At 72.5% G+C, this 25683-nt stretch carries 21 protein-coding genes; 2 read left to right on the forward strand and 19 right to left on the reverse strand.

Translation table 11 applies throughout. The features are described from left to right. Positions 1-4: 4 nt before the first annotated feature. From F0L68_RS04260 to F0L68_RS04275, 4 genes are all read right to left on the reverse strand, one after another. Positions 5-1006, reverse strand: coding sequence for a methyltransferase (locus F0L68_RS04260; protein ID WP_149848064.1), 1002 nt, complete (start codon positions 1004-1006; stop codon positions 5-7). A gap of 160 nt (positions 1007-1166) precedes the next feature. Further along, a complete protein-coding gene (locus tag F0L68_RS04265) occupies positions 1167-2954 on the reverse strand; it encodes an ABC transporter ATP-binding protein (protein ID WP_149848065.1) in 1788 nt (595 codons plus the stop codon). Further along, a complete protein-coding gene (locus F0L68_RS04270) occupies positions 2947-4809 on the reverse strand; it encodes an ABC transporter ATP-binding protein (protein WP_149848066.1) in 1863 nt (620 codons plus the stop codon). The genes F0L68_RS04265 and F0L68_RS04270 overlap by 8 nt, the downstream gene beginning before the upstream one ends. 19 nt (positions 4810-4828) lie before the next feature. Further along, positions 4829-6037 carry a cytochrome P450 gene (locus F0L68_RS04275; protein ID WP_149848067.1) on the reverse strand — a complete coding sequence of 403 codons (1209 nt, stop codon included), beginning with the start codon at positions 6035-6037 and terminating at the stop codon, positions 4829-4831. A gap of 260 nt (positions 6038-6297) precedes the next feature. Here F0L68_RS04275 and F0L68_RS04280 point away from each other — a divergent pair, with 260 nt between their 5' ends. Beyond that, the gene (locus F0L68_RS04280) at positions 6298-8022 is read left to right on the forward strand and encodes a condensation domain-containing protein (RefSeq protein WP_188316381.1); all 1725 of its coding nucleotides are present in this window, start codon (positions 6298-6300) and stop codon (positions 8020-8022) included. 95 nt (positions 8023-8117) lie between these two features. On the opposite strand, the gene F0L68_RS04285 is transcribed toward F0L68_RS04280, so the two are convergent. Further along, positions 8118-9314, reverse strand: a complete 1197-nt coding sequence (locus F0L68_RS04285) for a condensation domain-containing protein (protein ID WP_188316382.1) — start codon at positions 9312-9314, stop codon at positions 8118-8120. 110 nt (positions 9315-9424) lie between these two features. On the opposite strand from F0L68_RS04285, the gene egtD reads away from it, so the two are divergent. After that, positions 9425-10396 carry an L-histidine N(alpha)-methyltransferase gene (gene egtD, locus F0L68_RS04290; RefSeq protein ID WP_149848070.1) on the forward strand — a complete coding sequence of 324 codons (972 nt, stop codon included), beginning with the start codon at positions 9425-9427 and terminating at the stop codon, positions 10394-10396. Here egtD and F0L68_RS04295 read toward each other — a convergent pair whose 3' ends face one another. From F0L68_RS04295 to F0L68_RS04360, 14 genes are all read right to left on the reverse strand, one after another. Then, positions 10397-10888, reverse strand: a complete 492-nt coding sequence (locus F0L68_RS04295) for a glutathione peroxidase (RefSeq protein WP_149848071.1) — start codon at positions 10886-10888, stop codon at positions 10397-10399. 93 nt (positions 10889-10981) lie between these two features. Then, entirely contained in the window at positions 10982-11980 is a 999-nt protein-coding gene (locus tag F0L68_RS04300) for a methyltransferase (protein ID WP_188316383.1), read from the reverse strand. Then, positions 11980-13062 carry a beta-ketoacyl synthase N-terminal-like domain-containing protein gene (locus F0L68_RS04305; protein ID WP_149848072.1) on the reverse strand — a complete coding sequence of 361 codons (1083 nt, stop codon included), beginning with the start codon at positions 13060-13062 and terminating at the stop codon, positions 11980-11982. The genes F0L68_RS04300 and F0L68_RS04305 overlap by 1 nt, the downstream gene beginning before the upstream one ends. Continuing rightward, positions 13059-14291: a beta-ketoacyl-[acyl-carrier-protein] synthase family protein gene (locus F0L68_RS04310; protein WP_149848073.1), complete on the reverse strand. Its 1233-nt coding sequence runs from the start codon at positions 14289-14291 to the stop codon at positions 13059-13061. Before F0L68_RS04310 ends, F0L68_RS04305 begins: the two co-directional genes overlap by 4 nt. After that, complete coding sequence (locus tag F0L68_RS04315; protein WP_306463141.1) at positions 14278-14568, reverse strand: acyl carrier protein; 291 nt, start codon at positions 14566-14568, stop codon at positions 14278-14280. The genes F0L68_RS04310 and F0L68_RS04315 overlap by 14 nt, the downstream gene beginning before the upstream one ends. Before the next feature lie 39 nt (positions 14569-14607). Continuing rightward, the gene (locus tag F0L68_RS04320; protein WP_223198481.1) at positions 14608-15723 is read right to left on the reverse strand and encodes a class I SAM-dependent methyltransferase; all 1116 of its coding nucleotides are present in this window, start codon (positions 15721-15723) and stop codon (positions 14608-14610) included. Further along, positions 15720-16034, reverse strand: coding sequence for an acyl carrier protein (locus F0L68_RS04325; protein ID WP_149848074.1), 315 nt, complete (start codon positions 16032-16034; stop codon positions 15720-15722). The genes F0L68_RS04320 and F0L68_RS04325 overlap by 4 nt, the downstream gene beginning before the upstream one ends. 18 nt (positions 16035-16052) lie before the next feature. Further along, positions 16053-16865 (reverse strand): thioesterase II family protein, encoded by an 813-nt coding sequence (locus tag F0L68_RS04330; protein ID WP_223198482.1) that lies wholly within the window; start codon positions 16863-16865, stop codon positions 16053-16055. Then, positions 16862-21874 (reverse strand): non-ribosomal peptide synthetase, encoded by a 5013-nt coding sequence (locus tag F0L68_RS04335; RefSeq protein WP_188316384.1) that lies wholly within the window; start codon positions 21872-21874, stop codon positions 16862-16864. The genes F0L68_RS04330 and F0L68_RS04335 overlap by 4 nt, the downstream gene beginning before the upstream one ends. Next, entirely contained in the window at positions 21871-22827 is a 957-nt protein-coding gene (locus F0L68_RS04340; RefSeq protein WP_149848076.1) for a ferritin-like domain-containing protein, read from the reverse strand. The genes F0L68_RS04335 and F0L68_RS04340 overlap by 4 nt, the downstream gene beginning before the upstream one ends. Positions 22828-22885: 58 nt before the next feature. Further along, positions 22886-23347, reverse strand: a complete 462-nt coding sequence (locus tag F0L68_RS04345) for a 3-hydroxyacyl-ACP dehydratase FabZ family protein (protein WP_149848077.1) — start codon at positions 23345-23347, stop codon at positions 22886-22888. Beyond that, positions 23337-23741 carry a 3-hydroxyacyl-ACP dehydratase FabZ family protein gene (locus F0L68_RS04350; protein WP_149848078.1) on the reverse strand — a complete coding sequence of 135 codons (405 nt, stop codon included), beginning with the start codon at positions 23739-23741 and terminating at the stop codon, positions 23337-23339. The genes F0L68_RS04345 and F0L68_RS04350 overlap by 11 nt, the downstream gene beginning before the upstream one ends. Further along, positions 23738-24484: a 3-oxoacyl-ACP reductase FabG gene (gene fabG, locus F0L68_RS04355; RefSeq protein ID WP_149848079.1), complete on the reverse strand. Its 747-nt coding sequence runs from the start codon at positions 24482-24484 to the stop codon at positions 23738-23740. The genes F0L68_RS04350 and fabG overlap by 4 nt, the downstream gene beginning before the upstream one ends. 48 nt (positions 24485-24532) lie before the next feature. Continuing rightward, positions 24533-25681 (reverse strand): steroid 3-ketoacyl-CoA thiolase, encoded by a 1149-nt coding sequence (locus F0L68_RS04360; protein WP_149848080.1) that lies wholly within the window; start codon positions 25679-25681, stop codon positions 24533-24535. Positions 25682-25683 lie beyond the last annotated feature (2 nt).

The following is a 25683-nucleotide window of genomic DNA, read 5'->3' on the forward strand; positions in this document are numbered from 1 at the left end:
GAAGTCATCGCGCCGCGAGTTCCAGCAGCCATTTCTTCCGAAGCCGCTGACTGTTCGCGACGCGCAGTCCCGACCCTTCGGCGAGCCGAGCCATGTCCGCGATGGTGCGCTGGCGGCCACCGAACAGCGCGAGCATCCGCAGGTCCATTCGCGTGTCGTCGACGCCGTCCTCGGTGAACGAGTCGACGATCAGCAGCCGGTCCTGCTGGCGCAGCGCCTCGCCGCACCGGCCAAGGATCGCCGAGGTCTCCTCGTCGTTCCAGTCGTGCAGCACCGAGTTGAGCACCAGCGTGCCGGGGTCGACCCCGGTCAGCGGCTGGAAGAAGTCGCCGCCGACCACCGCGCAGCGATCGGTCAGGCCGGCCCTGGCCAGGTTGCGTTCGGCCACCCAGGTGTTGCCCGGCAGGTCGAAGAACGTGCCGCGCAGACCGTCGAACGCGGACAGCAGGCGGACCAGCAGCTCGGCGTTGCCGCTGCCGAGGTCGACCACGTGCGCGATCGAGGCCCAGTCGAACCCCGCCAGCAGCGGCCCGATCTCGGTGCGCAGGTGCCGGTCGGTCATCGAGTCGAACGACGCCTTCAGGCGCGGATCGGCGGTCAGGTCCTCCCAGAACGTGGCGCCGAACAGGCGCGGATACGCGGCCTCCCCGGTTCGCACGGAGTGCACGAGGTGCACCAGCGACAGCTCGGACCGCCCGACGGAGCTGTCCGCGTCCAGGAACTCCTGGGCCAACCGCAGTTGCCGGCCCAGAGTGGTGAGCGCGATGTCCCGGTCGCCGCTCGCGGTGAACACGCCGACCGAGACCAGGTGGCGGATCAGGACACCCAGGGACGGCCGGTGCGCGGCGGTTTTCGCGGCCAGCCCGTCCACCGTGTCGACACCGTCACCAATGTGTTCGGCGAGCCGGAGGGTGGCCGCGACCCGCACCGCCATCGGCGTGATCAGATCGCCGACGTCGTCAATGCGTACGATTCCGGCCGGCTGGCCGCGGCGTCCAGAAGCCACAGGAGACACGCTCCAACACTGAATATGGCCCGGATTCCCCGAGCGAATGACCGAGGCGCTGCCGAAACCGTGAACCCAACGACCGAGGAACACTCACCGGATCTGCTTGGCAGCCTAATTACGGGCCGTCGGATCTGGCAATGACGCGTCTTTGTCCGGGCTACCGATAACTGCTGGCCTGTAGTTCGAACAGCTCGGCGTAGAGGCCGTTTCGCGCGATCAGCTCGTCGTGGCTGCCCACCTCGACCAGTCGGCGATCGTCCAGAACCATGATCAGCTCCGCCATCTGGACCGTGGAGAACCGGTGCGACACGAGCACGGTGATCGCACCGGTCTCGGCGGCCATCCCCCGCGCCCGGCTGGCGTAGTGGCGAAACAGCTCGTGCTCGGTGACCGCGTCCAGGCTCGCCGTCGGTTCGTCGAGCACCAGCACCAGCGGCGACTCGCGCATCATCGCCCGGCCAAGGGCGAGCTTCTGCCACTGTCCTCCGGACAGTTCCACCCCGTCGTCGAAGGTCCGGCCCAGCGGCGTGCGGGTGCCCAGCGGCAGGGCCTCCACGGTGCCCGTGGCTGCCGCGCGTTCCAGCGCCGAGTCGATCGCCGCCGGCTCCCCAATGCGCGGCAGGTCGCCGACGCCGACCGTCTCGCCGGCCAGCAGCTCGAACCGGGCGAAGTCCTGGAAGCCGGCGGCCCACCGGGTGCGCCACCGGACCGGGTCGAAGGACCGCAGATCCGTTCCGTCGACCAGGATCCGGCCCTCGGTCGGCTCGTAGAACCGAGCGAGCAGCTTCACCAGCGTGGACTTGCCCGCCCCGTTCTCGCCGACGACCGCGACGGTCGTGCCGGCCGGGATGTGCAGCGTGAGATCGCGGATGACCTCACGTTCGGTGTCTGGGTAACGGAAGGTCACGCCCTCGAAGGTGATTCCGGAACTCAGCCGGTCGGGCGGTTCGGCCGGCTCCGCGACGGGAGGCAGGGCCGACCGGGCGTAGTTCGTCAGCCACACCAGCCGGCCCGCGGTCTTGATCTGGCCGTACAGCCACCCCGCCATGAACACCAGGCCCTGGACGAACCGGTTGACCCCGGCGGCTACCTGCACCGACATCAGCACGTCGCCCGGGGTGGCCCGGCCGTGGGTGGCCAGCACCGCCACGAAGGCGATCGAGGCGACGTAGGCCGCGGCGAACACCAGCCAGCTGCCGGCGGCCAGGAAGCTGCCGGTCCAGACCGCGCGGTTCTGTAGTTCGTCGGCCCGGTCCCACTCCCGGCGATGCCGGTCCAGCAGCACCGGCCCCAGGCCGAACAGGCGGATCTCCTTGGCCGGCGACGCGTTGGTCGCGAGCTCGAAGACGTGGTTCGCGGAGCGCAGCGTCTCGACGGTGTCCTCCTGCGCCCGCACACGCATTCGCTCGGCCAGCGGCGACACCAGCAGCGACGGGATCGCGGCCAGCGGCAGGAGCAGCAGCAGCGGGTGGATCCTGGCCAGCAGCAGCACCGAGCCGCCGGTCAGCAGCAGCATGCCCAGGTTGTGACTGACCGAGTCGACGACCTCCCCCAGCTCGCCCCGGCGCAGCCGCAGCAGCTCCAACTGGTCGCGGTGCCGTGGCGTCTCGTGCAGGTCGAGGCCGGGCGTGTCGAGTGCGGCCTGCATCAGTCTGAGGTCGATGAGCAGGGTGGTCTTCTCGATGACCATCGCGCGAGCGGCGAGGCTGCCGACGCCGGAGAGCGTGCCGAGCAGCTGCACCGCGACCAGCGCCAAGGCGCCGGCCAGCACACCGCCCCCGTTGGCGGTCAGGGCTCCGTCGATGAGGAGCTTCGCGCCGTAGGCGGTGCCCAGCAGGCTGCACATGGCGATGGGTGAGCGCACCACCAGCCAGGCCGCCCGCCACGGGTCGGCGCGGAAGGTCAGCGCGATGATCAGTCCGACTGCGCGCAGTCCGTCAGGCATGGGCTTCGACCTGCTTCGCCGGCTCGTCGAACCGCGCGGCCTGGAGCGCGAACATCCGCGCGTAGCGGCCGCCCTCGGCGACCAACTCGTCGTGGGTGCCCTGCTCGGCCACCTTCCCGTCGGCCAGCACGACGATCCGGTCGGCTCGCCGCACCGTGGAGAACCGGTGGGAGATCACGACGGTCGTGGTGCCCTCGGTCAGTTCGAGGAAGCGGTTGTAGAACTCGGCCTCGGCGCGGGCGTCCAGGTGCGCGGTCGGCTCGTCGAGCACCAGCACACCGGCTCCGCCCGCCACCGCGAGCAGCGCCCTGGCCAGCGCGATGCGTTGCCACTGGCCGCCACTGAGGTCGGCGCCGTCCACGAACTCACGAGACAGGATGGTGTCCCAGCCCTGTGGAAGCGACTCGATGATCTCCAGCGCCCCGGCCCGGCGCGCCGCCGTCGCCAGCGCCTCTCTGTCCTCGGCCAGCTCCAGCGCGCCGAACCCCACGTTCGCCGCGGCGGTCAGGTGGTACTGGACGAAGTCCTGGAAGATCGCGGCGATCCGGTGCGACCACTGCTGCGGGTCGATCCGCACCAGATCGACGCCGTCGACCAGGATTCGGCCGCCGGTGCGGTCGTAGAGGCGGGCCAGCAGCTTGACCAGGGTGGTCTTTCCGGTGCCGTTCTCGCCCACGATCGCCAGCGACCGGCCCGCCGGGATCTCCAGGTCGAGGCCGGCGAGCACGTCGTGCGACTGGCCGGGATAGCGGAAGGACACGTCCTCGAACCGGATGCCCTCGCTGGGCAGGCCGGCCGCCGGCAGCTCGCCGCTCATCCGGTACGCCGGCCTGGCCATCTCCTCCTCCAGCTCGATGGCCGTCAGGATCGGACGCGACCCGGCGTCGATGGTGTGGTCCAGGTCGTAGGACACCACGCCCTCCAGCGACAGGATCGCCTGGATGTAGACGGACATCGCGCCGATCGAGATCGCGCCGCTGGCCGCCGAGTTGCCCAGCAGCACAAAGATCGCCAGGTGGATCCCGGCCAGGAGCACGATGGAGATCCACAGCCGGGGGCCGCCGTTGCGGCGCTCCTGCCACACCACCGACATGGCCTCGGTCCAGGTCCGCGCGAACCGGTCCAGCAGCCAGCCGGCCATCCCGAACACGCGGGTCTCCTTGGCCGCCGGCGAGGTCAGCGCGAGGTCCCGGAAGTAGCTGCTGCGCCGCAGCGAGCGGGTCTGCAACGCGGTCAGCTGCACCGAGTCGCGAAGCTTGCGCACCCACGCGTGCCGCAGGAACGTCCAGGCCGCGATGAACACCAGGGGCGCCCACCAGGCGTACCCGAGCAGCAGGCCGGCGCCCACCAGTCCCTGCAACTGCTCGCTGTACTTGTTGTTCACCGCGCGCACGGCCGCGCGCGGGCGGATCTCGCCGATGCCGACGGTCTGCGCCGTCGACACCCGGTCCAGCACGTCGGGCTGTTCGAGGTGGGCGAGGCCCGGCGGGGCGAGCACGGTGGCCATGACCCGGTCGCGGAGTCGACCCTCCAGACGCCGGCCCATCACGTCGCACGCCGCCGCGCCGGTGGGGTGCAGCGTCATCTGCACCGTGTAGAGGACGCCCGCGACCACCAGCGCCGTGATCATGGTGCGGGAACCCGCCGGGGTCAACCCGTCCTTGGCCGCCGTCGCGACGGTGTCGATAACCACCCCGGTGGCGACAACGAACGCGCCGCTCAGCGCCGCCGGCAGCATGATCGCCAACAGCAGCAGCACACACAGCCCCGGGCTGGTGCGCACCATCTCCCGGAACAACGTCCACCGCAGCCGCAGCAACAATCGCGCGCCGTGCAGGCCTGCTCGCTCGGGCATGGAGGGCTCCGTTCCGTCGTCACGCCGCGGTGAGCCTCGCGGGGAGTCGTTCGTAGGTGCGGAAGACCTGCACCGGCCGGCGGACCAGCTCGCCGCCGGCCTCGACGTCAGCGCACCGCTCCAACAGCCGCTCCAACAGGAAGGTGGACTCCAGGCGGCCCAGACCCGCGCCGAGACAGGTGTGGATGCCGGCGCCGAAACTGACGTGCGGGTTGGGATCGCGCCGGATGTCCAGCCGCTGCGGCTCGGTGAACTGCCGCTCGTCGTGGTTGGCCGCGCCAAGCAACAGGTGCACCACCCTGCCTGGGCGGATGGTGAGGCCCTCGACCTCGATGCGCTCCGCGGCGAACCGCGACACGTGCTGGATCGGCGCGTCGTAGCGCAGGATCTCCTCCACCGCGCGGCCGACCAGGGCACGGTCGGCCCGCAGCTGCCGGTACACGTCAGGATGCCGCAGCAACACGGCGCCGATGGCCGCGATCGCGTGGACCGTCGTGGTGAAACCGCTGACCAGCAGGAAGATCAGGTTGTCGATCAGCTCGTCCGTGGTCAGCGTGGTCCCCTCCGCCGACTGCCGCAGCTCCGCGAAGATCCCGACGAGCTTGTCGGAGTCCGGGGAGGTCCGCAGCCGCTCGGCGAGATACGCGCGCAGTTCCTCGATCGCCGCGTCCACATTCGGGCGGTCCGGCTCGGGCAGGATCACCGTGAAGGCCTTGATGATCTCGATGCCCCACGTCTCGACCAGCGGCACGTCGGCGGCCGGGATGCCGAGCATCTCGCAGGCGACGGCGACCGGTACGGGGATGGCCAGGTCGGCCATCACATCCAGCATTCCCGACTCCAGCGCCCGGTCGAGTCGGGCATCGGTCACCCGCGCCACGCACTCACGCAGCGCGGCGCCGGGGGTGGCCTGCATCGTGCTGCCGAGCAGCCTGCGCAGCACCGTGTGGTCCGGCCCCTCGCGGTGCAGCAGCACGCGCCGCAGGAAGTCCCCGGCCGCGCCCTCGCCGACGCGCATCTGCTGGAAGGACTCCGGCCACTCGCTGCGCAGCCCGGGATGGCGTAGCAGCCGCGCGACGTGCTCGTGCCGCGCCACCACCCACTGGGCGGCGCCGTCGCGGACCATCGGACCGGCCGCGCGCAATCGCGCGTAGCACGGGTAAGGGTCGTCGAGAAAGGCCGGATCCAGCGGGTCGAACACCGATGTGCGCTGCGACAGAAGGCTCATCTCCGGTCACCGACCGGGCCACGCCGATTGCCGAGGCACACCATGCGCCGATGGTGTCCAGCCTGTCGTGGCGGTGTCAACGTCACTCGCCGATTCCAATTGCCCCCGTGGTGTGCAACTGCGGCAAGTCCGCTCTTGGCGGGCCGGGTCGTCCGCATCGTAGTGTTGCCTCCGTAAATGGTGGCGCTGACGTGGGCGCCAATTTCCGTTTCGAGTGCCCCGCGGCCACAGTCCGATGAATGCCGCGGAGGAAAACTATGGTGACGGCGTCGACGTTGTCCCTCAACGAGCAGTGGCTCTGGCTCGTCGAGAATCTCACTCCCGGTTCGATTGCGCGGACCACGGCCACGCTGGGCCGGCGCGTCCGCGGACCGCTGGACCTCGACCGGCTGCACGCATGCGTGACCGAACTGATTCGCCGGCACGACACGCTCAGAACCACCTTCGAGGCGGTCGACGGCCGCCTGGCGCGCGTCGTGTCGACCGACCCGACGCCCGAGTGGATCTGGCGCGACTTCAGCTCGGAGGAGCCGGAGAGCGACCGCGAGAGCCGCGCCCTCGCCTACATGGACGCGGAGCGGACCAAACAGATCGACATCGCCAGGGGCAAGCAGACCCGGTGCATGGTGGCCAGGATCTCGCCGACCGAGCACCTCGTCCTGTTCGCCACTCATCACCTGGCCGTCGACGCCGCTTCCCTTGTCCTGCTCGAGGAGGAGCTGTCCGGGCTCTACCGCGACGGCGTCCCCGCCAGCGCCGAGGCGCCGCTGGAACCGTTGCCCTACCGGGAGTTCATCGACTGGCAGAACGAGACCCTGCACGGCGATGACCCCGGCGTGACGCACCTGACCGAACTGCTGCGCGACGCGGACCGCATCGACCTCGACGCGATCCTCGGCCCGCCCGGCGCGCCCGCCCAGCCCGGCTACGCCATGACGGTAGTCCCGGAGGGCTTCGCCGACCGGCAGCAGGCCTTCGTCGAGCCGCAACTGGTCGACAGGATCCGCCAGCTCATGCGGACCAGCAGGTGCAGCCTGTACATGGTGCTGCTCGCCGCCCTCCAACTCACCCTGTACCTGCGCTCGGGCAGCGAGTCGTTCCTGGTCCGCAGCCCGTCGGCGAACCGCACCCGGGCACAGCACCGGTCGATGATCGGCTCGCTGGAGACGCAGACGTTCGTGAAGTGCAGCGTGGATGACTCGCTGACCTGCGCCGCCCTGATCGCCGACGTCCGGGGTCAGGTTCTGTCCGGGCTGCGGCACCAGCGGATCCCGATGAGCCTTGTGCTGGGTTCGGTGCTGCACCGGGGCGAGGCGGCCAACACGAACGCGGCCCTGGCCGGCGGCATGGTGCAGTTCGCGCTCTTCGCGGTCGGCCGCATGGCCGACTGGCCCGCGGACCTAGACGTGATTGTCTGTGCGGGCAGCCGCATCGGGACGGCCAGCGACTTCCAGGTCTTCGCGATGGAGGAGGGCACCCGGCTGGACGGCGCCGCTCCCGGCCTTGTGCTGGAGGCGAACAACCCCGGCGGGGTCTACCCGCCCGAAAGCGTGCAGGACTTCCTCGGGTCGTTCCGGGACGTGCTGACGGCGGTGGCCGAGGACCCCGACCGAACTGTCGACTCGCTGCGGACCGTGGTGCCGGGCACGGCGCGGCGGGAGGCCGAGGTGGCCCGCGCCGACCGAGCCGGCGAGCGGCCGGCGACCGCCGGGCGCGACGCGGCGCAGATCGAGCGGGACCTGTTGCGGATCGCCAGGTCCGCGTGCGGGAACGAGCGGCTGGCCGCGGGTGAGAGCGTGTTTGCCGACCCAAGGGCAGCCATCGACACCGCAGTGCGGCTGGTCGACGCGATCAACGGCTCGGCCGAGCTGTCCCCGCTCGGGATGACCATCGCCGACCTGCTCGCCGAACCGACGGTGGCCGGGCTGGCGGCGCTGCTGGCGGAGCGGCGCCCGCGGCGAAGCGAGCCAACGCCGGCGCTCTGAGGGCTCGTAGGCCAGACACGCCAGCGGTCGCCGGAGTTGCTCCGGTGACCGCTGGCGTGTCTGGCCCTGCGGACGGGCGTTGCCAGCGGTCGTGGTCAGCGCGGCAGGAGCGACTGGCTGTCCAGGAGGCGGCGGCAGGTGTCGACCAGGCGTTCGACCATGGCGTGGGTGTAGCGCCGGGGGTCGTAGCTCGCCCAGATGGCGACACGCCCTCGGCTGTCCTCGGCGAAACCCAGGTCGAGCGGCCACTCGGCGAAGTCAGCCTCCTCGACCCAGGATGCGCCGGAGGGCCGCGTGTCGAGCGTGCGGTTGTAGTGGTGCGCCCGGCTGGGCAGGTAGTGCACCCGGACCGGCGGGATTGGCGGCGCGCCGCCGGTCAGCTCGGCGAGCCGCAGGTACGGCACTGGCCGGGCCATAGCTGCCAGTACCGCCGCCCTGGCGGCCGAGAGCGCGTCGTCGAAGCCCGGGCGCGCCGGCAGCGCGGTCCTCAGCATGGTGAGGTTGGTGAAGTTGCCCTGCACGTCGGCCCATTTCGCGGGCCGGATGCTTGCCATGGTCGACACGGTGACGTCGCGGTTCTCGCCCATGCTCGCGATCGCCAGCGCCACAAGCGCGGTGACGACCATGAACGGCGAGGTACGCGTGCGCCGACACACCGCGCGCAGCGTCTCGGTGAGCTCGTCGGGAAACACCACGATCCGCTCGCCGGCCACGTCGCCGCTGGGGTCGGGGCCGTCCGGCAGCGGGGCCAGCGGCGCGGCGACGCCGGCCAGCTGGCGGTGCCAGTAGGACTCGCTGGCGGCGGGCAGCGAGCGCGCCCGTTCCTCGGTGGCGAAGTCGGCGTAGCCCAGTTCGAGCGGCGGCGGGTCCTGTCCCCTGCCGAGCAGTTCGATCTCGGTCCGCAGCCGGGCGCACGACCAGGTGTCGGTGATCATCTCGTTGAGCCGCAACGAGAGCGTCGTGCCGCCGTGCGGGCCGGGCGCGGCATGGGCCCGCAGGAGGTCGTCCGGCATCAGGTGCCGGCGTCGGTCGCGGTCGGTCTCGTCGGGCTCGCCGGCCGGGCGGACGGTGTGGGGGTGGGTGGGGAGGATGTGCCGGACCGGTCGGCCCGCGGTTGTGTCGTAGGCCGTTCGGAAGATTGCGTGGCGCGCGCAGACCGCGTCGAGCAGGGCGGCGACGTCCGCCGCGTCGAGGCCGGGTGGCAGGTCGACGGCCAGCACCGCGCCGCGTTTGAAGAATGTCGCGCGGTCGGTGTTGAATTCATTCCAGGCGACCTCCTCCCGATACGACAAGGGGCCGGCCGTCAATTCTCGCGTCACACTTTCTCGCATATATCAAGCTTATCGCGGTAATTTACGGGCACCAGTGTGCGCGATTCCTGTCTCGCTGGAGTGGAGGCGCCGTGAGGGCGTTGACCATCGAACGCCGACTGTCCGACGGTTATCGGCATGCGGCATTGCGCCAGGACGTTCTCGACGGTTTGTCCGCATCGCCGAAACACCTGCGGCCGGTGTGGTTCTACGACGCTGTCGGCAGCGCGTTGTTCGACGACATCACCCGGCTGCCGGAGTACTACCCGACCAGGGCCGAGCGGGAGATTCTCGCCGACCGGGCCGGTGAGATCGCGCGGTTGACCCTGGCCGGGACGCTGGTCGATCTGGGCTCGGGGTCGTCGGCGAAGACGCGGCTGTTACTGGCCGCTCTGCGCGAGGCGGCGAGCCTGGCGCTGTATGTGCCGGTGGATGTCAGCGACACCGCCCTGGCCGCCGCGGCCGACGGGCTCCGGTCGGACAGCCCGGACCTGGCCATCCACGCGGTGCAGGCCGACTTCGGCGCGCAGCTGACCGCGCTGCCGCGCGACGGGCGCTGCCTGGTGGCCTTCCTCGGTGGCACGATCGGCAACCTGCCGCCGGCCGAGCGCGCGGTCTTCCTCCGGGACGTGCGCCGCGCGCTGGTGCCGGGGGATGCGCTGCTGCTTGGCGCCGACCTGGTGAAGGACCCCGCGGTGCTGGTCGCGGCCTACGACGATGCCGCTGGCGTGACCGCGCGGTTCAACCGCAACGTGCTGCGGGTGCTCAACCGGGAGTTGGGCGCGGACTTCGACCTCGGCGGCTTCGCCCACGTGGCCAGGTGGGTCGCCGGGCGGGAGTGGATCGAGATGCGACTGCGCTCGGTGCGCCGCCAGGTCGTCTCGCTGCCCGGCGCCGGCCTGGTCGTGACGTTCGGCGCTGGCGAGGAGATGCGCACCGAGATCTCGGCGAAGTTCCGGCCAGAGGGTGTGCGGACCGAGCTCGCCGCCGGAGGTTTCCCGCTCACCCGCTGGTGGACCGACCGGGCCGGCCGGTTCGGCGTTGCTCTGTCCATTGTGGAGTGATCAGGACGACGGTAGGCTCGCCTCGATGGCCTCGACCAGTTCGGCGGCGTCCGGCCCGGTTCCGGTGCGGAATCTGCCGAGCACCTCGCCCCCAGGCGACACGAGGAACTTCTCGAAGTTCCACTGCACCGCGCCGGCCGTCCCGGCCGCGTCGGCGGCCCTGGTCAGCTCGGCATACAGCGGATGCCGGTCCCCGCCGTTCACCTCGATCTTGTCGAACATCGGGAACGTCACGCTGTAGTTGGTGGTGCAGAACTCCTGGATGTCCGCTGAGGTGCCGGGTTCCTGGCCGCCGAACTGGTTGCAGGGGAAGCCGAGCACGGCGAAGCCCCGCTCGGCGTACCGCTGGTGCAGCTTCTCCAGCCCCGCGTACTGCGGCGTCGCGCCGCACCGCGAGGCGACATTGACGATCAGCAGTGACCGGCCGGTGAACTCCCCGAGCGTCGTGGCGCGCCCGGACAGGGTGCGGACCTCGATGTCATGCAGGGTCATGCCGTCTCCTCGCTGGCGCTCGTCGAGGGCATGAGCCCACGGTGGCGCCCTGCATTGAATGATTCGCTCGCAAGCTCGCTCATGGCGGGCTCCTCAACCGGTCGGGGCGGGACGGCACTCCACAACGTAGCGGCCGGATGGCTGGCGGCCCGAGGCGGTCACCGCCAGCCCGGCTCGCGCGGCGAGCTCGGCGAACTCCGCCAGGGTGCGCTGCCGGCCGCCGAGCAGCACCATCATCAGCAGGTCCGACTCCCCCGCCGCCGCGCCGGGAGTCACCCCGCCGAGGACTACCACCCGGCCTGTCCGGCTCACCGCCTCGGCGCACCGCCTCAGGATCGCGGCGGCCTCCGCGTCCGGCCAGTCAGCCAGCACGGACTTGAGCAGGTAGAGGTCCGCCCCGGCCGGCAGCGGGTCGAAGAAGCTGCCCCCGGGCGTGGTGGCCCGGCCGGCGACCCCGGCGCTGTCGAAGGTGCCGGCGGCCCTCGCCACGGTTCGCGGCAGGTCGATCAGGATCCCGGTGGTGGCGGGGCGCGCCCGCAGCACCCCGGCGAGCAGTGTTCCGGTGCCGCCGCCGACGTCGACCACGGTGCGCACCGCGTCCCAGTCCCCGTCGAGCAGCACCTCGGGGTCGGGTTCGCCATGGCCGGCAGGGCCCATGAGGGCGTCGAAGCTCGCGGCGATGTCGGGATGGGCGTCCAGATCCGCCCAGAACGGGCGACCGAACACGGTGTCGTAGGCCGGCCGGCCAGTCCGCGCGGCGGTGAGCAGGCTGCCCCAGGCGTGGGCCATCCGCCCGCCGAAGCCGTCCAGATCCAGGCCGAGGACCAGGGCGGGGTCCAGCAGGCCGCGCGCGGCCTCGTTCAGCGCGAACTGCCCGGGAGCCGGCTCTGCGAACACGCCCCTGGACACCAGGTGCCCGAGCACGCGGTGCAGCACGTCCTGGTCGCAACCGGCCGCCGCGGCCAGCTTGTCGACGTCGGTCGTGCCGTCGGCGATGTGCTCGGCGATCCGCAGCGTGGCGACCACCCGCAGGCACCACGGCGTGCACAGGTCGGTCAGCGCGAACAGGTCCGCGCCGTGTGAATCAGGCATCAGGCCACCTCCGCCCTGTCGCGGCCGCGCAGCACCGCCGCGCCGAATGCGCCCTCCGGCGACCAGCCGGCCAGCACACCGGTCCCGCGGCCACCGGCGTCCAGCAGCGCGGCGAACTGGAGTGCTCCGGCGGCCGCTCCGCAGTCGCCGAGCGCGTCGCGCACGCGCACCGGACGGGCCGAGGGTAGCGCGGCCACGGCGGCCCGCCCGATCAGTTCGTCGTCGGCGTTCCATGCCTCGGTGGTCGCGGCGAACTGGACCTGCCCGGGTTCGGCGCCGGCCTCGGCCAGGACGCCGGACAGACAGCCGGCCAGCAGCGCGCCGCGCTCCGCCGGGTCGTCGCCGGGGTGGTAGCCCTCCTCGATCGCGGCGAGCTCGGCCAACACCCGGCGGCCGGCCCGGACGGCGTTGGCCCTCGGCTCCAGCACGAACACCGCCGCCGCCTCGCCCGGCTGTCCTGGCCGCCTGAGCCGGTGGTGCGTCCACGCGGTGTGCGGGGTGAACTCCTCGACCGCGCCGACCAGCATCGCCGAGGCGTACCCGCGGCGGAGCACGTTGGCGGCGTAGCCCAACGCGCCGAGGAAGCCCACGCGGCCGGTGGCCACCGTGCTGTTCACCCCGCGCAGGCCGTAGCGGATCGCGGCCTGGCCGGACGCGCAGTTCATCACCGTGTTGGGGAACAGCGCGGGGTTCACCAGGTAGGGCCGGTCCGCCACGAGGGTTTCGAGACTGTAGTCGGCCGAGGAGCGCAGGCTGCCCACCGTGGTGCCCAGCGCGATGCCGACGCGGGTTCGGGACTCGTCGTCGATCACCAGGCCGGCCTCGGCGAGCGCCTCCCCGAAGGCGACCAGCGCGAGGCCGGTGGCCCGGTCGAGGAAGGTGGTGCCCTTGCGGCCGAGAAGGGCCCGCACGTCGAAGTCGACCAGGGCGTACCCGGTCGGTTGCGGCATCGCGTCGGAGTAGAGCGCGGTGACGTCCGGAGCAGGGCGCGCGCCGTCGGCCAGGGCGGCCGTCATGGCGGCGGTGCCGATCCCGGCGGCGCAGACCACGCCTCGGCCGGTCACCACCAGGTCGGCGCTCATGGCAGGGCGCCGAACACCGTGATGCAGTTGTTGCCGCCGAAGGCGAATCCGTTGTTCTGGGCCACCCGCACGGTTGCCGGTCGGGACTGGTTCGGCACGGGGTCCAGCCAGTCGAACCGAGGATCCGGGATGGACCAGTTCGCGGTTGGCGGGAGGAATCCCTCGGCGATCGCCAGAACGGCGGCGACCGCGCCGAAACCACTGGCCGCGCCCATGGTGTGGCCGAGCATCGATTTGATGGAGCTCATCGGCGGCGGATTCGCCCCGAACACCTGCCGAACCGCCTGCGCCTCGGCCTGGTCGTTGATTGCGGTGCCCGTCCCATGCGCGCAGATATAGTCAATTTCCTGCGGTTTGACGCCGGCGTTGGCATGCGCGAGACGCATGCATTCCGCGATGCTGTCGGCATTCGGGGTGACCATGTGCCGGGCGTCGCAGTTCAATCCGTAGCCGAACACCTCGGCGTAGACGCGGGCGCCGCGGGCGTGCGCTCGGTCCATGGCTTCCAGGGTCAGCGCGACACCGCCCTCGGCGGTGAGAATTCCGGTGCGGTCGCGGTCGAACGGCGAGCACCTGTCCTCGCTGAGCGCGCCGAGCCGGTAGAAGCCGGCGTGCGCCCAGCGGCACACGGAGTCCGCGCCGCCGGCGATCACCACGTCGGCCGCGCCAACGGCCACCAGGTCGAAGCCGTACCCGATGGCGTAGTTGCTGGCCGAGCAGGCGGTGGCCAGGGTGACCGAGAGGCCGGCGGCGCCAAGTTCCTCGCTGGCCGCGTTGGCCAGCCGGGCAGCGGGGAGTTTGGTCAGCTCGTTGGTGTCGAAGCCCGCGTAGCCGCCGGCGGCCACCGCCTGGGCCGCCAGTTGGTCGACCAGCCGCGACTCGCCGCTGGTGGTGCCCATCACCACCGCGACCCGGCGGGCGTCGCGCCGGTCGATGGCGATGCCGGCGTCCTCGACGGCCAGCCGCGCCGCGACCGCCGCGAACTGTCCCGACCGGCCCCACCGGCCCGCCTCAAGCCGCCTGAGCGTTGGCCCTGGATCGAAGTCCGGCACCTCACCGGCGTAGGCGTGCGGGAATCCGGTCGGGTCGAAGCTGCGGATCTTCGAGTATCCGACGAGCCCGGCGCGCAACCCGGAGCCGAACTCCCGCACGCCGGTGCCGATGTTGGACACCGGTCCGAGGCCGGTCACCGCGACGCGCCGGGTGCCCCGGCCGTCAGGTCCCGACATACCGGGCCACGACCTCGCAGACCGCGTCGAGGTTCAGCATCTTGGCCAGTTCCGACTGCGGTATTTCCACCTTGTATTTCTTCTCAATTCTCGCGAGGATCTCGATCGCTCGCAGCGAATCGGCCTCGTAAACCTCGACGAAATCGTCGGTGTCAGTCAGTTCATCGGTGTCGACCTCGAGGACCTCCGCCACGATCTCGCGCAGGTCCTCTTTTTGCACGCTAGTTTCGATCACCCGATTAGCCCTTCTATTCGGGGCTGGCGCAGTGTCCTTCACGCAAAGCTAGGGTTGGGCCAGCCGTGATGTCAACGCGCGCTATTCTTCGAGCCGATAGAGCCGGTGTAGGCGGTCGTCGAGGTCATAGCTCCGGACGTCGGCGAAACCCGAGGACGCCGCGTATCCCCGCACGGTCCCCTGGCGCATGACGGTGCCGGTGCCCACGGCCGCGTCTCCGGCCAGGCCGGCCGGCAGGCAGTGCAGGACGCTGGTGGCGTACTGGAATCGTTCGATCTCGTCACCCGGCGCGTGGAACGCGTCCGCCACCCGGGAGTCGAGGACCAGCACGGTGCCGGTCGGGGCGAGCAGCCGCCGGCAGACCCGCAGCACCGGCACCGGCTGCGCGAGCTCGTGCACCACGTCGAACAGGCACACCAGGTCGAACAGGTCGCCGCCGGCCAGGTCGGCCGCGTCGAGTGTGCGCACGTCGATCCTGGTGGCCAGGCCGGCGGCCTGGACGTGCGCGCGCGCCTGGGCCACCGCGTCGGCGTCCAGATCCACCGCGCTGACCCTGGCCCGCGGGTGTGCCCTGGCCAGCGAGATGCTCGCCCAGCCCGCCCCGCAGCCGATGTCGGCGATGTGGCTCGGCCCGTCGGACAGGCGCGACGCCACGTCGGGCAGGTGCCGGCCAAGCCACCCGACCAGCTCGTGGGTGTAGATCGCCCGGTTGGCGCCGCCGTGCCCGTCGCGCCAGTCCGCACCGAAGACCTCGGCGCTCAGACCGCCCCCAGTGCGGAACGCGGCGAGCAGGCTGGGCAGCGCGCCGGCGATGCCGCCGACCGGCAGGAACGCGGCCGAGGTCAGCGACAGCGCGTCGTCCGAGGCGATCAGCACCCGCTCGTGGCCCGGCGGCAGCCGGTAGATCCGCAGTGGCCACGGTCGGTCGGCGGCGTCGCAGGCCAGCAGTCCGCTGCTCGCCTGCTGTTCGAGCCACTCGCGCAGGTACCGGTGGTGCAGGCCGGTGCGGGCGGCGAGCTGCGCGACGGTGGCCGGTCCGTGGTCGTGCAGCGCCCGGTAGAGACCCAGTTTGGCCCCGAGGTAGGCGGTGAAGGACTCCTGCGTCGCCAGCATCGCCCGGAACATCCGCAGGAACAGCGCTCTCGCCGCGGTGTCGGCCGCCGAGGCGTCCCGGTCGGCGGCGGGTGCCGCGGTCACGGGTCGGCGACGAGTTCGCCCCGCCCGGCCAGCTCGTTGACGACGTGGTCCTCGACTCTGCTGATGGTGGTGATCTGCCGGGCGGTGGCCTCCTCGATCGGGGCCAGGTCGAACTCGTCCTCCAGCGTGAACGCGAGCTCGATCAGGGCGAGCGAGTTGTAGCCGAGAGTCTCGATCAGGCCCGCGTCGGGCCCGGCCGACTCGTCCCGTCCGGGGCTCAGCTCGATCACGATCGACCGCACCAGCTCGCGCACCCCCGCTTCGGTGCGATCGCCCGGTGCGGTGGTGCCGGCCTGGACGCTTTCGGTCATCGGATGCCTCCTCTGCGGCTACGGGCCGGCGTCGCCGGCACAGCGGGGTGGCGCGCCCTCGGTCATCCGGCGCAGGACCTCGCCGACGACCTCGGGCAGCCGTTGTGTCAGGTAGAAGTGGTCGCCGGGGAAGACCCGGACGCTGAATCCGGCCAGGGTGGTCTGCGCCCACGGCCGCGCCTCGGCGAGGTTCACCTCGGTGTCCTCGTCACCGAGCAGTGCGGTCACCGGGCAGGCCAGCGGCCCGCCCACCGGCGGCTGGTAGCGCTCGGCGAGCCGGTAGTCGTTGCGCAACGCGGGAAGAACCGTGCGGCGCAGCTCCCGGTCGGCGAGCACCTCCGCGCGGGTGCCGCCCAGCCGGGTGACCTGCGACCAGAGCACGTCATCGCTGGCCAGGTGGGTGGTGCCGGGGCGCTGGCGGTCCGGTGCCGGGCGGCCGGAGACGAACAGCCGCAGCGGCGCGCGGCCGGTGCGGGCAGGCAGCCGGCGGGCCACCTCGTAGGCGACCAGCGCGCCAAGGCTGTGCCCGAACAGGGCCAGCGGCCGGTCCGTCAGCGGTTCGAGCGCGGCGGTCACCGCGTCGGCGAGCACGTCCATGTTGTCGACGCACGGGTCGCCGATCCGGTCCAGCCGGCCCGGATACTGCACGGCGTACAGCTCCAGGTCGGGCGGCAGGTGCGCGCGCCAGGGGTGGAAGAACGACGCGGTGCCGCCGGCGTGCGGGAAGCACACCAGCCGGGCCCACGGCCAGCACACCTGCGCGAACCGGCGCAGCCAGGTGCCGGTTGGGTCGGCCAGGGCGGCGGCGCGTCGGTCGGCTGGCGGGGTCACACCACACCCTCCTCGACCAGTGCGGCGGCCTCGCGGGCGCCTGTGTCCACGGCCTCGGCCAGCTCGGCGAGGGTGGGCGCGTCGAGCAGGGCGCGCAGCGACATCGGCGCGGCGAGGTCGCCGCGGATGGCCTCGACCAGCGCGGTGGCCAGGATGCTGTCGCCGCCGAGGGTGAAGAAGTTGTCGGCGCGGCCGATCGGCGCCCGGCCCAGCAGCCGCGACCACAGTTCGGCGAGGACGATCTCGGTGTCGCCGACCGGTGGCTGGTGCGGGGCTGGCGCGGCGCGGCGGACCGGCCTGGTCGCGGGCGGGTCCGCGCCAGGCCGGTCGGCGAGCGGCAGCGGGGCCGTCCAGTCGCCGTCGACGAGGCTGTCGACCACTCGGACGTAGGCGTCGAACATGGCGTCAAGCAGGCCGGGCGGGAACAGCTCCCGCACCGCGTCCCAGCTGACCACCAGCCCGCCGCCGCGCACGGTCACCTGGCAGTCCAACCACACCTGTGGTGTTTGGGAGAGGCCGAACACCGGCTGGCCGAATGGCAGCTCGACGTCGACCAGCTCGCTTGGCAGCCCGAGGGCGCTGGTGAACACGACCGGCATGGCGGCTTCGGCGGGACCGACCGTCCTGGCGCGCTCCCGCATCACCCAGATGGCCGACACGGCGCGGTGCTCCATGCCGGCCCAGATCGTCTTCTGGTAATCCAGCACCAGGTCTGCGAAGCCGGCGCCCGGCCGCGGCCGGTAGGGGGCGAGCAGCAATGAGGTGAAGTCGCCGAGGGTGGTGTTGACGCCGGGGTGCACCGGGCGCCGGTCGAACAGTGTGAGGTTCAGGGTGAGGTCGGCGCGCGCCGACCTGGTGCCGAGGACCGCGGCGAACGCCGCCGCCAGCGCCGCGGCCGGGGTCACCGCGTGCCGTTGTGCGGCGGCGAGCAGCCGCGTCCACCGCTGCGATGGGAGCGTCGCCTCCCAGCGGGTGAAGCGGGGTGCGCGGACCGCGGCGGGGTCCTTCGCCAGCGGCAGGCGGGGCGCTGGCGGCAGTTCCGCGATCTGCGCCAGCCAGTACCGCCGGGCCCGCTCCAGCTCCGCGTCGTCCGCGCCGCCGAGGAGCACGTAGTCGCGAAACGACATCTCCGCCGGCGGCAGCTCGGTGCCGGGATCGGCGTAGAGCCGGCTCAGCTCGGTGAAGACGATCACGATGCTCAGCGCGTCCAGCGCGATGTAGTCGAAGCTGAACGCCAGGCGGGTCCGCTGGCCGTAGCGCACCGCCCTGATCTCGTTGAGCGGCCAGCTGGCGGGGTCGGCGACCCGGTGCGACAACTCCGCGCGCAGCGCGGCCAGCGCCCCGGCCGGCGCGTCGGCCGGCGCGTCGGTGACCGGGATCGTGAGCCGTCCGACCACCGGCTGGATGCGCTGGTTGCCGTCCTCGTCGAACACCACCCGCAGCATCTCGTGCCGTGCGACGAGCCGGTTCCACGCCGCCGCCAGCCGCTCCAGGTCTACCCCGGCCCCGTCGAGCTCCCAGTACCAGTGCGAGCCGACCGCGCCGAGCTCGAAGCCGCCGGTCCGGCCCATCCAGTAGGCGCGCTGCACGTCGGTGGGCGGGAACGGCTCCCACCGGTTGGCGGGGTCGGCGCCCAGCGGCGTCTGGGCTGGTGTCGCCTCCGGCCGCAGGGTGGCGGCGAACTCGGCGAGCACCGGATGCGCAAACAGCGACGGCAGCCGACCGCCGCCAAGGCCGGCCGCGCGCAGCCGGGCCAGCAGGCGGGTGGCCAGCAGGCTGTCGCCGCCGAGGGTGAAGAAGTTGTCGGCGCGGCCGATCGGCGCCCGGCCCAGCAACTCCGCCCAGAGGTCGGCGAGCGTGGTCTCCACGCGGCCGGACGGCGGCTGGTGCGACCGGCCGGCCGCCGCCGGGCTCATCCCCTCGGTCAGTGCGGCGCGGTCGACCTTTCCGTTCGCGGTCAGCGGCAGCGCCGCGACTATGCGGATGTTGGCCAGCGCCGGGGTCATATACCCGGGGAGCTGCTCGGCGCAGTGTCGGTGCAGCTGCTCGGGGGTGGGCGGGCGGTCCTGGTCGACAGGGGTGATCGCGACGGCCAACTGGCGGCCGGGCCGGTCTGTCACCACGGCGACCGCGGCCGCCACCTCCGGGTGGCCGGCCAGCGCGGCCTCGATTTCGCCGAGCTCGATGCGGTGCCCGCCGATCTTGACCTGGCTGTCGCGCCGGCCGAGGAACTCCAGGGTGCCGTCCGGCCAGTACCGGCCGAGGTCTCCGGTGCGGTACCAGCGCCGGCCGCCGCTGGTGACGAACTGCGCGGCTGTGCGCTGCTGGTCGCCCCGGTAGCCGAGGGCGACGCCGGCCCCGCCGATCCACAGCTCGCCGGCCACCCAGTCGGGGCAGTCCCGGCCGCGCCCGTCCACCACCCGGAACCGCTGGTTGGGCAGCGGCCGGCCGTAGGGCACCGAGCGCCAGTCGCCCGGCACGCTGTCGACCTCCTGTGCGTTGGACCAGATCGCCGCCTCGGTCGCCCCGCCGAGCGCGACGAACCGGCAGCCCTCGGCCTGCTCGCGCAGCCGGCCCGGCAGGTCAAGGCCCACCCAGTCGCCGGACAGCAGCGCCAGCCGCAGCCGCCGCGCCCAGCCCAGCCGGGCGGCGCCGGCAACCAGGGCCATGTCCAGCAGCGCCGGCACCGAGTTCCAGATGGTGACCCCGTGTCGCCGGGCGAGGTCCACCCAGACGGCGGCCTCCCGCCGGTCCTCCTCGGCGACGAGCACCATAGAGCCGCCCGCGCCCAGCAGCCCGAAGATGTCATACACGGACAGGTCGAAGTCCAGCGCAGACAGCGCGAGGACCCGGTCCGCCTCGCCCACCCCGAACCGGCGGTTGACGGCGGCAACGGTGTTCATCGCGGCCGCGTGGGTGACCTCGACGCCCTTGGGCTCGCCGGTCGAGCCGGAGGTGTAGATCACGTAGGCCAGAGTGTGCGGCTCGATCGGCAGCGGGCCGGGCAGCGGCGCCACGTCGCGCGCCTGCTCGACGGCCTGCTCGGTCAGCGTGTGGCGCACGCCAGCCAGCCGCTGGATGCGCTCGCGGCGCGCCGCCGGCTGGTCCACCCCGACCGGCACGTACGCCCCGCCGGCGGCCAGCACCCCAAGGACCGCTGCGACCTGCGCCGGCCCGCGCGGCACGCACACGCACACCGTGTCGCCGGGACGCACACCCCGCTCGGCGAGCCACCCGGCGACCCGCAGGGCCCGGTCGGCCAGCTCCCCATAGGACCAGGTCCCTGCGGCGGCCAGCAGCGCCGGCCGGTCCGGCTCTCGCGCGGCGCGGCCGAACACGCCGTCGTGCAGCAGCGCCGCCGGGGACGGGGTCGCCGTCGCGTTCACCTCGGCCCGCACCGCCGCATGGCCGGCTGGCAGCAGCGCGCCGACAGGATCGGCCCATGCGCCGGCCACCAACCGGTCGAGCAGCGTGACGTAGGCGCCGAACATGGCGTCCAGCACACCGGCGGGGAAGACCTCCTCCACCGCGTCCCAGTTCACGAACAGCCCGCCGCCGCGCACAGTCACCTGGCAGTCCAGCAGTACCTGCGGGGTGGTGGACATCGTGTAGCCGGGGGCGCCCAGGCAGCGGCGCAGGCCGTCGTCGAACAGCTCGCCGAGGTTGATCGCGGTGGTGAACACCACCGGCGCCGGCGGCCCCGCGTCGGGGTCGCGTCGGAGCAGGTCGCGCAGGACGTCGACGCCGGTGTAGGACCCGTGGGCGACGTGCTCGTGGAACACCGCCTGGACCCGGCGCACGCTGTCGGCGAACGGGCGGTCGTCGCCGACGTCGACCGGGACGAGCACCACGTTGGTGAAGTCGCCGACGATGCGGCCGATGTCGGGGTGCACGTCCTCGCGGTCGTAGTACGGCATGTTCAGCAGGAATCGCGGCGTTTCACTCCACCCGCCGACGACCTCGGCGAACGCCGTGGCCAGCGCGACCGACAGCAGGACCCGGTTGTCGCGGGCGTGCGCGCTGAGCCTGGCCCAGTCCCGCGCCGGGATCGTGTGGCCGCGTCGGCGATGGGTTCGCGTGGCCAGGTCGCCGGGTTCGCCGGCCAGCGGTAGCCGCGGCGCGCCGGGCAGCTCGTCCAGCCGGCCCTGCCACCAGGCGCGGTCCCGCTCGGCGGCGGCCCTCCGTCGGCGGGTGACGGCGGCGCGGTAGCGCGGGTAGCTGACATCCAGCGGCGGCAGCGGGGCGCCCGGTTCGACGTAGAGCGCGGCCAGGTCGGCGAGCAGCACCTGGAAGCTCTGCGCGTCGCACACCAGCATCTCCACCGCCAGGTGGACCCTGGTGCGCCCGCCGGGCAGCAGCGACAGGTGCACGTCGAGGACCTGGCCAGCGTCAGCGGCCATCCGACGCTGGGCCAGCAGGTCGCGCAGCTGCCCGGCGCGCGCCAGCGCCTCGGTCTCGTCGAGGCCGCGCAGGTCGTGCACGGTCAGCCCGGGCCAGGTGCTGTCGGCCGGGATCTGCTGGCGCCCGTCTGGCAGGAACCGGGCGCGCAGCATGCCGTGCCGCCCAGCGAGGGCGCGGACCGCCTGCTCCAGCCGCTCCGTCCGCACTCCCGCGCCGTCGAACTCGCAGTAGAACTGGGCCCCGACGCCGCCGAGCCGCTGCTCGTCGCCGCGTCCGACCCAGTAGGCGTGCTGGAGCGGGGCCAGGTCGAACGGCTCGTTCTCGTCGACCTCAGGCAGGGCCGGCAGATCACCCGCGACCGGCGCGGCCAGCTTCGCCGACACCAGGTGCCACCACTGCGCCAGGGTGCGGAGCTCGACCAGCTCGGCGTAGGTGACGTCGGCTCCCGCCCGGCGCCACTGGCCTGCCAGGCGCATCACCTGGATGGAGTCCACGCCAAGGCCGAGCAGGTCCTCGTCGCCGGCCAGCGCTTCCGGCGCCAGGTCGAGCAGCTCGGCCACTGCCGCGCGCATCCCGGCCAGGTCCAGAGCGAGGGTCTTGGTCGTCACCATCGCGCTCCCTCTCGCCGCGGCACCAGTTCCAGGGCGGCCAACTCGGTGCGGACCCGTTCGGTGAGCAGCCCGACGGCGCGCAGCGAGGCGAACACCTTCGCGAAGATCGTCTGGCGGTACCTGGTCATGGTCGGGTCGCTCGCGGCGAACCCCGCGCCGGCGGCGGCCGGCACGTCCAGCCGCTCCCACACGTCCTCCAGCAGGAAACGACGCCGGGTCAGGACGGCCGCCTCAAGCACCAGCTCCTCGCGGTCGGCCAGCTCCACGCTGGTGAGCTCGCGGTACAGGTTCCCGAGGGACACAACGCCGAAGGAGACGTGCCGCGCCTCGTCGCGAGCCACCAGCCGGGTGATGTCCTTGATCAGGTCGTCGTGGAAGGTCCGGTCGACGAGCCGGAACGCCGCCATGGCCAGCGCCTCGACGAGGATCTGCATGCCCAGCGCGGTGATGTCCCAGCGCGCGTCGCCGAGGATGTCCTCGACCAGCGTGGCCAGCGGGGCGCAGATCGGGTAGATCCGGGGCAGCTTCTCCTGCGCGTACCTGGAGAACACCTCGACGTGGCGGGCCTCGTCGATCGCCTGACTGGCCGCGCACAGCTTGCCCTCCACATCCGGCATGGACTCGACCAGCCGGCCGGCCACCACCAGCGCGGCCTGCTCGCCGTGTAGGAACTGGCTCACCATCCAGGACTGGAGCTCCCACCGGAACACGTCCCACATCGCCGGGCCGCGCCCGGCCAGGGGCGACGCCGCGAACGTTCCGAGCGCGTCGCCGGAATCCATCGGCAGGGGCGCGCCGAACGGGACCTCGATCGACCAGTCCACGTCGGAGGCGGCGTTCCACTGGGCGTGTTTGGCCCGTTGGTACAGCGACTGCAGGCGCGCCTCGCGCCCGGCGTACTGCCAGCTCAGCGTGGCGGCTACCGATGCGCGGACAGTCACCTGCGGCATTGGGCCAACGTAACCGCTGGGTGGGCCGTTGACGACGTGTGCAGGACGCGTGGCTGACTCACTCGGGTCGGGTGCGCACCACCGCGATCAGAGAGCCCATGCTGGCGATGCGCCGCTCGCCGACCCAGGTACTGCCGGTGGCGAACGCCGTGTCGGCCACGCACCGCTCCAGCGCCACCTCGTGCCGCAGCACCTCGCCCGGGTAGGCGTGGCCCTCGAACCGGCAGGACCGGGCCGCCGCGAACATCAGCAGGCTGTCCTGGTCGGCCAGCCGGCCGGTCAGGGAGTGCCAGAGCACCGCGGCGGCCTGCCCGAAGGACTCCAGAATCAGCGAGCGGGGATAGGCGTAGCCGCGGCGTGGCAGCCCAGCCGGCAGCCGCTGGTAGCACGGCTCGCCGCCGCTGATGGCCTTCACCGCCCGCAGTGCCCGCCCTGGATCGAGCCACTCCACCCGGTCCAGCAGCACCATCTGCGGGCCGTGCGGCAGGATCGCGCGGATCTCGCCGTACTCACGGCTCATAGCCGAACCCCAGCCGCAGCCGCGCCACCTCGGTGCCGTCCGCCAGCTCGCACCGCGCGTCCACCAGGATCGGGCCGCCCCCGCCGCCGTGGGTGAGGGCGGCCGCGACGCACAGCCGCTCGCCCGGCCGCACGGCCCGCAGCAGCCGCAGCGAGCGCACCTCGACGAGGTCGGGCAGCGCTCCGGCGCGCTCGCCCAGCGCGGCGATCACGGCCTGCCGGACGGTCTCCAGCACGAACACGCCGGGATAGACCGGGTGGTCGGGGAAGTGCGCCGGCAGGTACGGGTCGTCCGCGCGGACGTCCTTGCTGGCGGTCAGGGTCACCGTGCCGTCGCGCCCGCCTGCCTCGACCCAGTCAACGGCGGGCAGCGGGGCCGCGTAGTGGCCGCTCACAGCGTGATGCCGCCGTCGACCTGGATGACCTGGCCGGTGATGTAGCCGGCCCGATCGGAGACCAGGAAGGCGACCAGGTCGGCCACGTCGTCGGGTTCGCCGAAGCGCCGCAACAGGATCTGGTCGAGTGCTCTGGACCGCAGCGCCGATGCCAGCGCGTCGGTCATGTCGGTGGTGATGAAGCCAGGCGCCACCACGTTCACCCGCACGCCGAAGCGGGCCAGTTCCCGGGTGAGCGACTTGCTCAGCCCGATGATGCCGGCCTTGGCGGCCGCGTAGTTCGCCTGCGACGCGCTGCCGTGCACCCCGGCCACCGAGGAGATGTTCACGATGACCCCGCCGCCGCGCTTCATCAGCCGGAAGCCGACCGCGCGGCAGACGTTCCAGGTGCCGGTGAGGTTGGTGTCCACGACCGCCTGCCAGTCCTGGGCCGGCATGAGGACCATCGGGTTGTCCCGGACGATCCCGGCGTTGTTGACCAGCGTCGCGATCGGGCCGACCGCCCGCTCGGCGGCGGCCACGAACGCCTCGACGGCGTCGGCGTCGCGCACGTCGCACGGCGCGAAGTAGGACGCCCCGCCGATCTCCTCGACCTGGGCGCGGGCCTTGTCCGCCGAGGGGCTCGGCCCGGTGTGGCAGCCGGCGACCGCGAAGCCGTCCTGGGCGAGCCGGACCGCGATGGCCGCGCCGATGCCCCGCGAGGCGCCGGTCACCAGGGCGGCAGGCTGTCGGTCGTCGGGCACGCCAGCCAGTCTCCGCGTCCCAGCCGGTGCTCATCAAACGGTCACCGGTCACAGCCGCTGAAGAATCGAGGCCGTGCCGAGGGATCCACCGCAGCACATGGTGATCAGGGCGAACTCGCCGTCGACGCGTTCCAGTTCGGCCAGCGCGCTCACCAGCAGCCTGGTGCCGGTGGCCCCGAGCGGGTGGCCGAGGGAGATCGCGCCGCCGTTGACGTTGAGCCGGTCCTCCTCGGCCCGGTTGGCGCGGGCCCAGGCCAGCACCACGGCGGCGAACGCCTCGTTCACCTCGTACCGGTCGATGTCCGACAGGCTCATCGCGGACCGCCGCAGGATCTTCTCGGTGGCCGCGATCGGGCCGTCCAGCAGGTAGTAGGGGTCCGCGCCGGTCAGCACCTGGTGCGCGAGGCGGGCGCGGGGGCGAAGCCCCAACGCGCGGGCCCGCGACTCGGCCATCCACAGCACCGCGGCGGCGCCGTCGGAGACCTGGGAGGCGGTGCCCGCGGTGTGGACGCCGTCTGGCTGCACCGGCCGCAACCCGGCGAGGCCGGCCAACGTGGTCTCCCGCAGGCCCTCGTCGCGGTCGACCACGATCTCGCCGTCCGGTCCCCGCGCGAGGATCGGCGTGACCTCGGCGGCGTAGTGGCCCGCTGCCCAGGCCGCCGCCGCCCGCTGCTGGGAGCGCAGCCCGTAGGCGTCGGCGTCGCGGCGGGTGATCCCGTCCCGCGCCGCGATCCGCTCGGCCCCGCCGAACTGGGCGCCCGGCGGGTCGTCGTAGGGGTAGTCGCGGGTCTTGTAGTGGCCGGGGCCGTTGGTGAGGTTGCTGCCGATGGGCACGCGGCTCATCGACTCCACTCCGCAGGCGATGCCGATCTCGATCGCGCCGGCCGCGATCAGCGCGGTGATGAGGTGGTTGGCCTGCTGCGCCGAGCCGCAGGAGGCGTCGACGGTGCTCGCCCCGACGCGGTAGTCGAACCCGGCGTTCAGCCAGGCGTTGCGGGTGACGTTGAGGCTCTGCTCGCCGATCTGGGTCACGCAGCCGCCGATGACCTGCTCCACATCGGCGGGCTCGATGCCGGCGCGGCGGATCACCTCCCGCTGGACGTGACCCAGCAGCTGCACCGCCTTCAGCCCGGCCAGCGCGCCGCCGCGCCGCCCGATGGGGGTGCGGACCGCCTCGACCAGCACTGGGGCCGGCACCG

It is taken from the genome of Solihabitans fulvus (assembly GCF_008386585.1).
Classification (GTDB): domain Bacteria; phylum Actinomycetota; class Actinomycetes; order Mycobacteriales; family Pseudonocardiaceae; genus Solihabitans; species Solihabitans fulvus.

Bases quoted from the DNA above. Each gene is read 5' to 3' on its own strand.
- F0L68_RS04265 (WP_149848065.1), bottom strand. From the start codon at position 2,954: ATGCCTGACGGACTGCGCGCAGTCGGACTGATCATCGCGCTGACCTTC.
- F0L68_RS04270 (WP_149848066.1), bottom strand. From the start codon at position 4,809: ATGCCCGAGCGAGCAGGCCTGCACGGCGCGCGATTGTTGCTGCGGCTG.
- F0L68_RS04275 (WP_149848067.1), bottom strand. From the start codon at position 6,037: ATGAGCCTTCTGTCGCAGCGCACATCGGTGTTCGACCCGCTGGATCCG.
- F0L68_RS04295 (WP_149848071.1), bottom strand. From the start codon at position 10,888: ATGACCCTGCATGACATCGAGGTCCGCACCCTGTCCGGGCGCGCCACG.
- F0L68_RS04300 (WP_188316383.1), bottom strand. From the start codon at position 11,980: ATGCCTGATTCACACGGCGCGGACCTGTTCGCGCTGACCGACCTGTGC.
- F0L68_RS04305 (WP_149848072.1), bottom strand. From the start codon at position 13,062: ATGAGCGCCGACCTGGTGGTGACCGGCCGAGGCGTGGTCTGCGCCGCC.
- F0L68_RS04310 (WP_149848073.1), bottom strand. From the start codon at position 14,291: ATGTCGGGACCTGACGGCCGGGGCACCCGGCGCGTCGCGGTGACCGGC.
- F0L68_RS04325 (WP_149848074.1), bottom strand. From the start codon at position 16,034: ATGACCGAAAGCGTCCAGGCCGGCACCACCGCACCGGGCGATCGCACC.
- F0L68_RS04340 (WP_149848076.1), bottom strand. From the start codon at position 22,827: ATGCCGCAGGTGACTGTCCGCGCATCGGTAGCCGCCACGCTGAGCTGG.
- F0L68_RS04345 (WP_149848077.1), bottom strand. From the start codon at position 23,347: ATGAGCCGTGAGTACGGCGAGATCCGCGCGATCCTGCCGCACGGCCCG.